The organism is Arthrobacter alpinus (assembly GCF_001445575.1).
Classification (GTDB): Bacteria; Actinomycetota; Actinomycetes; order Actinomycetales; family Micrococcaceae; genus Specibacter; species Specibacter alpinus_C.
In genome coordinates this window covers 3,954,738-3,967,250 of sequence record NZ_CP013200.1, presented here as the reverse complement: position 1 = coordinate 3,967,250, position 12,513 = coordinate 3,954,738, and the positions used below count along the sequence as shown (strand labels likewise).

Below are 12,513 nucleotides of genomic sequence, written 5' to 3'. Positions count from 1 at the left end.
CCGGGGCCGCCCGGCTCAGGTTCGGCGGCGCCCGTTCGCGGGTCCGAAGGACCCCAGGGAATAACTCTGGAACCGCTCCTGTTGACCACAGTAGATGCAAACGCATGAACTTAGGAGCAATAATGCAGCGTACGGTAGTGGTCATTTCGGCAGGTCTCGGCGTTCCTTCATCCACCCGGATGTTAGCGGATCAAATCTCCGCAGATGTGCAGCAGCGGTTGTCCGCGGCTGGTGCCGATCCGATCATTGACGTCATTGACCTGCGCGATTATGCCACCGACATTGCCAATAACATGGTGTCCGGTTACGCCGGGCCGGCCCTGGCCGAGGTTATCAAGCGTGTAGAAGCTGCGGACGCCATGATTGCGGTGACTCCCACCTTCAGCGCTTCTTACAGCGGCTTGTTCAAGTCCTTCTTTGACGTCCTGGACCCAAAGTTCCTAGACGGGATGCCTGTTGTGTTCGGGGCCACGGGAGGGTCATCGCGCCACTCGTTGGTATTGGATATGGCTATCCGCCCGCTCTTTAGCTACCTGCGTGCCCACACGATGCCCACCGCTATTTACGCTTCCCCGGAGGATTGGGGCGGCTCGGGCACCAACACGCTCGAGCGTCGGATCGGGCAGGCCGCCGCAGAACTGACCACTGTCTTGATGGGTCAGCAGGGATCAGCCACCGGAGCGTCGGGAGCCGTCCTGATTGATCACAAGGCCAAGAGGGCGCAACGTGAAGTCTCCGATATGACGTCACTGCCGTTTGCGGAACTTCTCGCCCAAACTCAGCGCCGATAACTTAGCGCCATTAACTTAGTGGTGCGCTGTGTGGATGCAGCAGCCGTGAGAGCCGGATCAGCCTAGAAAATGGGCTGGTCCGGCTTCACTGTCAGCGGCAGCGGATCCAGCTTGTCCAGGACCACCGCGAGTGCGGTGCGGTAAATGTCCGGATATATTTCAGGGCTGGCGTGGCCGGTGTGCGGCACATCGTAGGCGTAGTGCGGGTTGCGCGGCATCAGCGTTTCCCAGCCCCGCTTGGCCAGCCGGGCATCGACAATGAAATCTTCGGGATCGTAAAGGAGCCCGATCCCGGTACTGGTGGGCAGGCCGCCGTCGTACTGGTGGGGGAACGCCTGTAAAAATGTGGCCTGAGTTGTGCTCAGGATCAGCGAATTGTTGTTCTGGTCCAACGATCTGGCGACGCCGCTACGGGCCGCGTCATACATTCCCTGGCCGTTGGGGTTGCTCAGACCGCCCCAAAGGCCCGCGCCCAGACGGCCCAAAAATCCCAGATAGGGCACTACTTTCCCGGCGACGGAGATGTATTCCTTGCCCGGGTCCAAAGTGTCAGCCACATTCGACGGGCTCGAACCCATCACGATCAGCCGCACCTTGACGCCGATGTCGGTCAACAGCGAGGCAAGAACCACGGCCGCCATCCCACCGAAGCTGTCCCCATAGAAATACACGGTGTCGATCTGGCGCTCATACACATCGCGTTGAATGGCAATAAAGAGCTGAGCCACGTCGATGCCTTCATTGGAGTAGCCAATGTATGAGGCGGATGCGCGCTGGTTCATGGCTGGCTGGAGAGCTGCGAGTTTGCGGCCGGCGTCGCGGTAGCTGACCCGGAAACCTCCCAGCAGGTACCAGGTTTTGCCGGGAAAACGTGCGGCTGCAGTCCTATTTTCTTCATTGTCAGGGGTGGCGATGCGGTACTGGCTGCGTTCAGTGAGACGCGCATCCAGGGCAATGTTGGCCTGAAACCCCGTGGTGATGGCGCCCGCACCCACGGTGAGAAAGAACAATCGGCGCGGGACATCTGGAATCTGGTGCGCAGGCTTGCCAGCTGGCGCGGGCTGCTCGGGGGTGCCGGCGGCCGGCTTGCTGCGGTTACGTCCTGTGCTTGCTGTCATGGCGAATCATCATTATTCTTTCACGCTTCGTGGCCATCTTTTGTCTCACGTCTGAGCGGGGTCTTGGTCAACGTTCGACGGCGTTTCCCAGCGTGCGTGCCTCCTCGCCAGCGCCGCTGGGGTCACGCCGCTGGGGACGACGCGCCGCGAGAGGAATTGCCGTAATAGCTGCGATATTATGCCTTTGATAGCAGCCGCAGCGATTGAATCCTATAGGATTTGGACTATGAAACCATTGACCGGCCCCCACGCCATTAGCCGCCAGGTTTTGGCTGATCACGTCTATGACGAGATTTTAGAATCTCTGATGGATGGGCGCCTGATGCCCGGGGATGCGGTGAGCATTGACGGGACCGCCCGTGACCTGGAAGTCTCTCCCACACCGGTCCGCGAAGCATTGGCTCGTTTGGAACACACCGGGCTGGTTCAGCGCGCTGCCTTGAAGGGTTACCGCGTCGCGCCACTGTCATCCGCTGCGGAAATGGCCCAATTGATGGAAGCCCGGCTGGTGATTGAACCAGTCAATACGCGGCTGGCCGGCGAATTCATGACACCGCAGACACTGGCCGCTCTGGAGCAGTCCATTGAGGATTTGTCGACGGCGCCGCGCGGGCCGTCGTTCGCGGAGTTCAGGGACTATTTCGACGCGGATGAGCGCTTTCATCGGCTCATTGCAGAAAATGCTGGGAACCCGTTTTTGCTCGCTGCGTACAACGCGCTCGGTGGCCAGGTGCAGCGCTTTCGGCTCTTCAGCGGCGTTGGTATCACTGATGCCAACTTAGCCATTGCAGAACACCGAGCCATTTTTGAAGCCTTCCGTGCCGGGGATATCGATGGCGCTGCCGCCAAGATGACCGAGCATGTCTCCAACGTTCGTGCCCGAGCCATGGCTGACGCGCCAGTAGATTCATCAGCAGAGCAATCAGCAAGAGCAATCAGCAAGGCATAATCACTGGGCGCCCGCCTTTCAAACACTTAGTCACCCGGCTTGCAACCACCAGGCGCCCGCACTCCAAGCACTCTGCCACCCGGCTTGGAACCACCAGGCGCCCGCACTCCAAGCACCGAAACGCCAAGTACCGAGACTCCGGCCGCTGGGCAGGCAAGCCCGCTCGTTGACGCTCCATGAGCCGTCGCTGGCGGGCTTTTTGTGCTCACAGTCAGTCTTCAAAACCACGCGGTGAAGACCTCGCCACGAGCTTGAGTGGCCTCCGCGCGAGTCTTTCCGGTGTGCTTTGCAGTGTTCCTCGCAGGAGTCGCGTGAGTCGCCGGACCTCAGGCCTGAGATAAACCCAGCGATCTCGCGGCAAAAACCCCTCATGAATGTGACGCTTGACATATCCACTTTCTTTCAGGATAGTAGATCCTATAGGAAACAGGATTCGTCACAAGGGAGTGAAACTATGGCTTACACAGCCGAAAATTGGCCCATCACCGCGGCCCTGCTGCAGTTCTCAAACACCAACGCCGCTGGCGTTCACATCAACGAAGCAGATTCGTCAGCTTGGGTAGATGTCTTTCAGGAAGTCAAAGATGCCGGCTTCGGCAACGCAGATTTGACCGATAGCTGGGTTCGCCCGGGGGACCTTAGCGCAGCGCGACTTGCGGAATTCAAAGCCGCGGCAGACCACGTTGGCATCGGCATCCCGGTCATCTCCGCTATTCGCAGCAGCGTCATTGAAGAAGCCAACTGGGAAGCAAACCTGGCCTACAGTCACCGCACCATTGACGCCGCAGCGGCGCTCGGTTGTGAAGTTGTCTCCGTGGGCCTCCACCAGGCACTCACGCCCGAGCAGCAGAAGCAGTTGTGGTTCTGGACCGTTCAGGGTCACGTGGATCCGGTGGGAGACACCGAAACCTGGAACAAGGCCGTCACTCGCCTCCGCGAACTGGGTCAGCACGCAGCCGAGGTCGGCATCTTGCTCTCCCTGGAAATGTACGAGGACACCTACTTGGGCACTGCGGATTCTTCCGTTCAGCTGGTTCAGGACATCGACTTGGCCAATGTGGGCCTCAACCCGGACATTGGCAACTTGATCCGTCTGCACCGCCCCATCGAGGACTGGCGCGAAGTGGTTGCCAAGACCCTGCCGTACTCCAACTACTGGCACGTGAAGAACTACATCCGTGATGAGAATGTGGCCCGCGGCCAGTACGTGGCCATGCCGGCTCCCATGGAAAGCGGCTTGATCAGCTACCGCGAAGCCTTCAAGGTTGCCATCTCTGTTGGCTACCAAGGCATCATCTGCACCGAGCACTACGGCGGCGACGGGCTCAGCGTTACGGCAAGCAACCAGGAATACCTGCGTTCACAGATCTTGCCGAAGACAGATGGCTACGCACTAGGCACCAGCCAAGTAGCGCAGGGCCGCCAACTTCCCGCACCGGCAGCCTCGCTGCTCACCGTCTAAGGCATTCGCTAGGCAGCTGGCAGGGCTGCCAGGAGAAATCCATCCCTGCCAGCGCCAACGCATAGGACTGAAGAAGGAATCATGACTCAGATATTCGACAATCCCGCTGAATTTGCCGACGACGCCCTGGACGGCTTCGTGGCCGCGAACCGGCAGTATGTCACCCGCGTTGATGGCGGTGTGGTCCGCTCGACCGAGATGAACCAGGGGCAGGTTGCCTTGGTTGTTGGTGGCGGCTCCGGGCATTACCCGGCCTTTGCTGGCCTGGTGGGAGCCGGACTCGCGGCCGCATCAGCCTGCGGAAACATGTTCGCCTCACCGGCCGCAGGTCAGATCTACCGCGTGGCAAAGGCCGCCAGCATGAACGGTGGTGTGCTGCTTAGCTACGGCAACTACGCCGGTGATGTGCTCCACTTCGGCCAGGCCCAGGTGCGCCTCAACGCCGAGGGTATCGAGACTCGCACCGTTGTGGTCACCGATGACATTGCCAGTGCGCCCCTCAACGAGTGGGAAAAACGCCGGGGCATTGCCGGGGATCTGACAGTGTTCAAGATTGCCGGAGCCGCTGCCGAAGCCGGGCTCGACCTGGACGAGGTGGAACGCCTTGCCATCAAAACCAACTACCGCACCCGCTCACTGGGCGTTGCCTTTGACGGCTGCACCCTGCCTGGCGCGGATGAGGCACTGTTCCACGTTCCCGCCGGAATGATGGCGCTGGGCCTAGGCATTCACGGCGAGCCTGGCATCTCCGAGCACCCGATGCCGACGGCGTCCGAGCTGGCAGAACTGCTGGTCTCACGTTTGCTGGCTGACAAGCCTGACGACGCCGGCACCGAGGTCGTGGCGATCGTCAACGGTCTGGGGACTGTCAAATACGACGAGCTGTTCCTCCTGTTCGGCAGGATTGAAAAGCTCCTGAGTGATGCAGGCCTGAGCGTCATTGAGCCCGAGTGCGGGGAATTGGTGACCAGCCTGGACATGTCCGGCCTGTCGCTGACCCTGCTGTGGCTCGACGACGAACTTAAGGAATACTGGGCGGCACCTGCCGACACCCCCGCCTTCCGGAAGGGCAATGCCGCTCCTCGTGCACAGCGCAGCGTGACTGCGCAAGTCGCAGCAGAGGCAGCACAGCTTGAGGCTCCCACACCGGCCGCGGCTGCGTTGGGTCTTCAGGCGGTGGGAGCAGTTTGCGCCATTCGCGATGTGGTTATCGAACACGAAGAAGCTTTGGGAAACCTTGACGCCATTGCTGGCGACGGCGATCACGGCATCGGCATGCGTCGAGGCGTTGACGCTGCCAGCGCCGCCGCACAAAAGAGCGCCGATGTTGACGGTGGCGCATCAGTTGTTTCTGTATTGACGGCGGCCGGCGAAGCCTGGTCCGAGAAGGCCGGTGGCACCTCGGGTGCGTTGTGGGGAACGGCGTTTATCGCCGCCGCGGCTGCTCTTGGTAATAGGGAGTCATATTCGCACGAAGATGCTTCTCTTGCCGTCGCTGCGTTCACTAACGCCATCACCACCTTGGGTAAGGCCGAGCCGGGGGATAAGACCATGGTGGATTCCATGATCCCGTTCCGGGACGCGTTCTTGAAGTCAATAGCGGCTGGCAACTCAGTGGTCGATTCACTCAAGGATGCTGCCGTTATCTCCAAGGAGGCCGCAGCTGCCACGGCCAATCTGCGCCCCTTGAAGGGCCGGGCCCGCCCGTTGGCGGAAAAAAGCCTTGGGCATCCTGACCCAGGAGCTGTCTCCTTCGGCTTGATCGTAGAGCGCTTGGGCCAACATTTTGAGAACGAACTAATGGAAAGTGGGACACGAGCATGAGCTCCACGGAATCAACCGGTTACCGGATCATCGTCGGAAATGACGAGGCTGGTGTCGAATACAAGAACGCCTTCGTAGCACTACTTGAGGCAGACCCTCGTGTCCAATCAGTGCAGGACATTGGCGTCGGAGCGAACGACAACCGGGCCTACCCGCACATTGCCGTCGATGCAGCACGTATGGTGGTTGACGGAAAAGCTGACCGGGCGCTACTGATTTGCGGTACCGGTCTGGGCGTCGCTATTGCAGCCAACAAGGTCCCCGGCATCCGTGCCGTCACCGCACACGACAGCTATTCGGTGGAACGCTCCGTGCTGAGCAACAACGCACAGGTACTCACCATGGGTCAGCGCGTCATTGGCTTGGAGCTGGCCAAGAAACTGGTCACCGAATGGCTTTCCTACACTTTCGATGAATCCAGCGCCTCTGCGGAAAAAGTCGACGCAATTTGCTCCTACGAACCGAACTACACGAAGGCCATCTGATCATGAGTAATGCAGTAGAAAATACAGAAAATACCGAAAAGCAGCTGCAGTTCGCCGTCGTAGGTTCCGGTTACATGGGTGGCGGCATCGCCCAGGTTCTGGCACTGGGTGGAGCCCGCGTAGCCCTGGCCGATGTCTCGGCAGAGATTGCCGCAGCAAACTATGAGCGTCTGCTGGTGGAATCAGACCAGTTTGTCGCTGACGGTTTGTTCCCCGCCGGCTCCACCGAGAAGCTGCGCAAGAACCTGTGGCCGGCCAAGGACATTGAGGAAGCAGTCGCCAACGCGGACTTCATCGAAGAAGCCGTCCCGGAAGTCATTGCCATCAAGCATGCAACCCTGGCTCGCATTAGCGCCGCTGCCCGCCCGGACGCCATCATTGGCTCCAACACCTCCACCATCTCCATTGCCGATCTGGCCGAGCCCGTGATCAACCCGGAGCGCTTCTTAGGTGTTCACTTCTCCAACCCGTCGCCGTTCATCCCCGGTGTCGAGATCATCCCTCACGCTGAAACCTCGGCAGCCACCGTTGGTGCAGCCCGTGACATGGTCCACTCGACCGGCAAGCAGACAGCTGTTGTCAAGGACGTCACCGGCTTCGTGCTGAACCGTCTCCAGTACGCGCTGTTCCACGAAGCTGCTCAGCTGGTTGAGCAGGGCATTGCCACGGCGGACGACGTCGATACCCTGGTCCGCACCACCTTCGGCTTCCGTTTGCCGTTCTTTGGCCCCTTCGCCATTGCCGACATGGCCGGCCTGGATGTGTACGACTTCTGCTACAAGTCCCTGCAGACCGGATTCCCCGAGCGCTTTGCCACCCCGAAGATCCTCAGCGATCTGGTTGCGGCTGGCAAGTTGGGCACCAAGACCGGCTCCGGCTTCCTGGATGTCCCCGCCGAAAAGACGGCAGAGCTCATCGCGTACCGCAACAAGGCTTACGTAGCCATGTCAGCGTTGCTCGAAGACCTCGGCCCGGCTCCCATCCACTAACTGGCATGAGCCACCCACATTTATAGGAGAAGCTATGTCTGAAACAGCTGGAAAATTCCCCGCAGAACGCACTGCCATCATCACCGGCGCCGTCTCCGAACGCGGCATTGGCCGGGCAACCGTCAACTACCTGGCCGAGAATGGCTGGAACATTGGCATCATCGACCTGGATGATGCAGCCTGTAAATCAGTGGCCGCATCTGTCGTCGCTGAGTTCGGGGTCAAGGCTCACGGTGTAGGTGCCAACGTCGGTGACGAGGCCTCCGTTCGCACTGCCATTGACGAGCTGGAGGCGGAGCTGCCGCAGATCGTTGCGTTGGCCAATGTTGCCGGAGTCAGCTCTCCTGTGGGGTATTTGGAGGTGACGCCGGAGGAATGGAACCGGGTGCTGAACATCAACCTCAACGGTGTTCACTACGCCACTCGCCGCGTTGCCGAGTCCATGGTGAAGAACCGCATTGGCCGGATCGTGAACATCTCCTCCGTGTCAGCACAGCGCGGCGGCGGAACGTTCTCAAAGACGGCTTACTCCGTAGCGAAGGCCGGCGTCATTGGTTTGACCCGGTCCACCGCACGCGAACTGGGCCCCTACGATATCACCGTCAACGCCATCTCTCCTGGCCCCATTGACACTGACATCATGGGCGGCACGCTTTCGCAAGAACGCAAGGACGAACTGACTCAAGACCTCGTCGTCAACCGAGTGGGAACCACCCGGGACATCGCAGCAGCTATCCACTTTTTGATCAGCGAAGACACCGGCTACATCTCCGGTCAAACGTTGAATGTGGATGGCGGACTGTACATGCACTAGGAGCTTTGATGAACAACCAGAATTCCGTCAAGTGGACCTTGGCCCGCAAGTTGTACCTAGCCGTAGGGATCGTCATCTGTGGCGTCGCCATCGTCCTGATGACCTACCCGCGCTAACCCAGACCATGGGCGTTGCGCTCCGAACGCGACGCAAAGCTTATTCAAAAGTTTGACTCAACGAGGAGTTTCGTATGGCAGCATCACCCACGCAGGAGACCACAGCATTAGAGTCTCCGGCGCTCAAATCAGCAATTAAGAAGGCGACCTTCCGGCTCATGCCGATGCTGGTCATCCTCTACGTCGTAGCATTCCTGGACCGCACCAACGTTGGCTTCGCAGAATCAGCGCTGGAAATGGACCGCGGCATCACCGCCGGAGCCTACGCTCTCGGTGCCGGTATCTTCTTCATCGGCTACGCGATCTTTGAAATCCCCAGCAACTTGATGATGAAGAAGGTGGGTGCCAAGTTCTGGCTGGCCCGCATCGCCATCACCTGGGGTATTGTCTCGGCCTGTTTCGCCTTTGTTCAGGGCGATACATCCTTCATCGCGCTGCGCTTCCTGCTCGGTGTGACCGAAGCTGGTCTGTTCCCCGGTGTCATCATGTACTTGGCCGAATGGTTCCCCAACAAGCATCGCGTGAAGATGTTCGCCATCTTCTACCTCGCACAGCCCTTCTCCCAGGTCATCGGCTCGCCGTTGTCCGGTTGGCTTATCAACATTGGTGACCAGGTTCCCGGCGTTCACGGCTGGCAGGTCATGTTCTTCGTTGAAGGTTCGCTGGCCATCATTGCCGGTATCTTTGCCTTCTTCCTCCTTATCGATGGTCCGCAGAAGGCCAAATGGCTCCGTCAGGATGAGAAGGATGCGCTGACAGCAGCCATGGAGCAAGAAGACTCGATTAAGAAGGAGACCGGTCCGTCCGGTGTCAGGGCGGCATTGACCAATGGCCGCGTCTGGTACTTCACCATCATTTACTTCTGCCTTCAGATCGCCGTTTACGGTGTGACGTTCTACCTGCCGCAGCAGGTGGCGCAGTTGACCGGCCAAAAGGTGGGCCTGACCGTTGGCCTCCTCGCAGCCGTACCGTGGTTCTTCGGAATGTTCGCGTGCATCTTGATCGGCCGCTACGCCACCACGGTTATTCGCCGTCGAGTGCTCGGAACCTGGCTATTCGTTTCCACAGGCTTGTGCATCATTGGTTCGGCATGGGCTGGCGCCAACCACCTCCCGGCAGTGGGCATCATCTTCATCACGCTGGCGGTATGCAGCTTCCTCGCCATTGGCCCCATCACCTGGTCATACCCGACGGCGTTCCTCACCGGAACAGCGGCGGCGGCAGGTATTGGCCTGATCAACTCCTTGGGTAACCTTGGCGGATTCGTGGCACCGATCATGCGCACCAACATCAATGAAACCTTTGCTTCTGAATCAGGGGCCATGGGCATTGTGGCGTTGGGCATTCTGCCCTTCGTGGCGGCTCTCATGATGTGGGGAACCCGCCGTTTCAAGACCAAGGCTGATGACCTGCTCGAGAAGTAAAACATGCAAAAAAGCAGCAACTCGTTAGTGAAAGTGGAAATATCGTGACGCACCACAGTGCAACAGACAGCTTGCCCACGGCGGTAGACGCACCCCTATATATAGGTGTGAGTAGCAAAATGTACATGGGCTACGCAGACAGCTTGCGCTGGCTGCAGGAGTTGCGTCACGAAGTGGATACCCGCCCGGCTCTCGCAGCCGGGCGGGTGGTCCCGTTTGTCATCCCGTCATTCCCGGTACTGCCGGCTGCGGCGCAGATCATTGCCGGCTCGCCACTGGTCTTGGGTGCACAGAACTCCGGTTGGGCCGATGGCCCATGGACCGGTGAAGTGGCGCCGTCAATGCTTGCCGAGCTGGGCGTTGCCTTGGTGGAGCTGGGGCATGCCGAGCGCCGTCGTTATTTTCATGAAGACAACGCCATGGTGGCGCAAAAAGTGGCCGCTGCGTGGGCGGCGGGCATGACACCGTTGCTGTGCGTGGGAGAGCTAGAACATGCGGGGCCGGCAGAGGCTGCCCAGGTTGTTTATGAACAGATCGCCGCAGCGGTGGGGGAATGGGACAGTGCCGCGGACCTGGTCATTGCCTATGAGCCAGTCTGGGCCATTGGGGCGCCGGAACCGGCGCGCCCAGCGTACATTTCCGCAGTGGTTCAGGCCCTGCGAGACCTTCTGGCGCAGCATCAACTAGCTGCGCTGCCCATCATTTATGGTGGCTCGGCCAAGCCCGGACTTTTACCCGAACTGAGCGGTGTCTCCGGGCTCTTCCTGGGACGGTTTGCGCACGATGCACGCAACTTTGGGGCTGTGCTCGATGAAGCACTCGCAGCCCAACGCGGTGCGGGTGTCGTCAACTAGACTTGGGGGTGTGAACACTCGGCCTTCCGCACCGCATCCCAGTCTCCCGGAGCTGCCACCCGCCGGAATCGGAGCCGGGCGTGTGTACTCAGGGTTGCAGCCGTCAGAGCGGACCCGGGAACGGTACGAGAAGTTCATTGACGCTGGCATCGAGCTGTTTGGCACCGTGGGTTATGCCTCCGCCAAGATCAAGACGTTGTGCCTTTGTGCGGGCTTGAGCGAACGCTACTTTTATGAGTCCTTCGATTCCCGCGAACACCTGCTGACCGACGTGTATGAGTCGGTGTCCGCCAAGCTGATGGACCGGGTGACCGAGGCCTTGTCAAAGCCTGATGCGCATCCTCAGGATGCCATCCGGGCCAGCATGGCCGCCGTGGTCAACTTCATGCTGGGCGACCCTCGCCATGCCCAAATCATCCTCGTGGAGATTGTTGGGGTTTCCGAAGAGCTGGAAGTCAAACGCCACCAGGCCATGACCAATTTTGCCGGCCAATCGATGGGTGCCCTGTTAATACTGGCCGGGATCAAAGCCTCCGTGGTCAAACAGCTGCTCGGTGGTGGCCTGGGCAGTCACGGTGGCGGCAGCAACAACCCCGGTGGCAGTGCAGGAGCGCGCCTGCAGGCCGTTGACCCGAGCCACCCCCTTGCCGATGCACTGGAATTTGCCCGGCTGACGGCCATCTCCATGGTGGGTGGGGTGAACAATATGCTTCTGGACGCCGTGATTGGCGGAACCACCTGTAACGCTGAGCGCATCATCGAGGTCTCCTACCAGTTGCTGTGCAACGCCTCATCCGGGATCAGGGCACTTGCCGGCACTGGCCAAACACATCCGGCCCCAAAAGTAACCCCCGCCACGTAACTATTGGTCGCTTAGCGGCAAAGTGACACGATGGACCATGTCCTTTCCTGAACTCTTCGGCGCTTATTGGTGGTTGCTCTTCCCCTTGGGAGGTATGGCGGCCGGCGGCTTCAAGGCCCTGTTCGCGTCCCGTGAACGTGCGCAGGATCGCGCGCATGAGCGCGAGATAGAGATGTACAAACTTCAGCACCCGGAAGCGGCGGCACTGGATGCCGCAAACCGCCCGCAGCCTTTAGCAGACACCGTCAGTCTGGCCAAGGATGGCTATTCCGAAGCCGATGTGGCCAGGGTGAAGGGTGAACACGATTCCGTCAACAAGCGCTGGCTCAGCTATGAGCTGGACGTTGGCAAGCTGATCGACTTTCCCATGATGAGCGATGTCCGCCAGCCGCTGACCGTTGCGTTCTTACGGGCCAAGCGCGACGCCGATGCCCTCCGTCCGCTCGAAGGCGATGAGATCTCTGCCAAGAGCCGTTGGGACGATTACCGCAATGCCGTGAACGCCTTCGCCGTGGCCTTCGACGTTGCGGAAAAAGAAGCACACCGGATCAAGGACTCTGCCTTCAGCGATGCGGAACGCCAGCGCCTTGGCACTGCTCGCAAGCTGGTCAACATTGCCGAGAACGACGCCGCCAGCCCTGCCGAGCGCCAAACGGCCTACAAGCGGGCACGCAAGGAACTCGACGGGCTGATTGTTCTCCCGGACGTCACCATCGCCTCGCTCGAACAAAAAGTGGCACGCATGCTTGACGGCACCGCAGGCTAAATAACTTAGCTTTCAAAGCGTCAGCGCACTCACTCTCCACCAACATCAAGGATCCGAAA

At 59.8% G+C, this 12,513-nt stretch carries 12 protein-coding genes; 11 read left to right on the top strand and 1 reads right to left on the bottom strand.

The annotated features are described in order from the left end of the window. Positions 1-119: 119 nt before the first annotated feature. Complete coding sequence (locus AS189_RS17595; RefSeq protein ID WP_424581612.1) at positions 120-791, top strand: FMN reductase; 672 nt, start codon at positions 120-122, stop codon at positions 789-791. A gap of 62 nt (positions 792-853) precedes the next feature. Here AS189_RS17595 and AS189_RS17590 read toward each other — a convergent pair whose 3' ends face one another. After that, entirely contained in the window at positions 854-1,909 is a 1,056-nt protein-coding gene (locus AS189_RS17590; protein ID WP_062291868.1) for a hypothetical protein, read from the bottom strand. Between the two features lie 226 nt (positions 1,910-2,135). Between AS189_RS17590 and AS189_RS17585 the strand changes: the two genes are divergently transcribed. From AS189_RS17585 to AS189_RS17540, 10 genes are all read left to right on the top strand, one after another. After that, on the top strand, positions 2,136-2,858 hold the full coding sequence (locus tag AS189_RS17585; RefSeq protein WP_062291864.1) for a GntR family transcriptional regulator: 723 nt from the start codon (positions 2,136-2,138) through the stop codon (positions 2,856-2,858). 454 nt (positions 2,859-3,312) lie between these two features. Next, positions 3,313-4,320, top strand: coding sequence for a sugar phosphate isomerase/epimerase family protein (locus AS189_RS17580; protein ID WP_062291861.1), 1,008 nt, complete (start codon positions 3,313-3,315; stop codon positions 4,318-4,320). Between the two features lie 81 nt (positions 4,321-4,401). Continuing rightward, positions 4,402-6,144, top strand: a complete 1,743-nt coding sequence (gene dhaL / locus AS189_RS17575; protein WP_062291859.1) for a dihydroxyacetone kinase subunit DhaL — start codon at positions 4,402-4,404, stop codon at positions 6,142-6,144. After that, on the top strand, positions 6,141-6,629 hold the full coding sequence (locus AS189_RS17570; protein WP_062291855.1) for a ribose-5-phosphate isomerase: 489 nt from the start codon (positions 6,141-6,143) through the stop codon (positions 6,627-6,629). Before dhaL ends, AS189_RS17570 begins: the two co-directional genes overlap by 4 nt. 2 nt (positions 6,630-6,631) lie before the next feature. Then, entirely contained in the window at positions 6,632-7,618 is a 987-nt protein-coding gene (locus AS189_RS17565; RefSeq protein ID WP_129587334.1) for a 3-hydroxyacyl-CoA dehydrogenase family protein, read from the top strand. Between the two features lie 34 nt (positions 7,619-7,652). Then, the gene (locus tag AS189_RS17560; protein WP_062291851.1) at positions 7,653-8,432 is read left to right on the top strand and encodes an SDR family NAD(P)-dependent oxidoreductase; all 780 of its coding nucleotides are present in this window, start codon (positions 7,653-7,655) and stop codon (positions 8,430-8,432) included. 190 nt (positions 8,433-8,622) lie between these two features. Then, a complete protein-coding gene (locus tag AS189_RS17555; protein ID WP_062291848.1) occupies positions 8,623-9,972 on the top strand; it encodes an MFS transporter in 1,350 nt (449 codons plus the stop codon). Positions 9,973-10,016: 44 nt separating this feature from the next. Further along, positions 10,017-10,826, top strand: a complete 810-nt coding sequence (locus tag AS189_RS17550) for a triose-phosphate isomerase family protein (protein WP_272946730.1) — start codon at positions 10,017-10,019, stop codon at positions 10,824-10,826. 10 nt (positions 10,827-10,836) lie between these two features. Continuing rightward, complete coding sequence (locus AS189_RS17545) at positions 10,837-11,688, top strand: TetR/AcrR family transcriptional regulator (RefSeq protein ID WP_160320867.1); 852 nt, start codon at positions 10,837-10,839, stop codon at positions 11,686-11,688. Between the two features lie 37 nt (positions 11,689-11,725). After that, positions 11,726-12,454 (top strand): hypothetical protein, encoded by a 729-nt coding sequence (locus AS189_RS17540; RefSeq protein WP_062291842.1) that lies wholly within the window; start codon positions 11,726-11,728, stop codon positions 12,452-12,454. Positions 12,455-12,513: the final 59 nt, after the last annotated feature.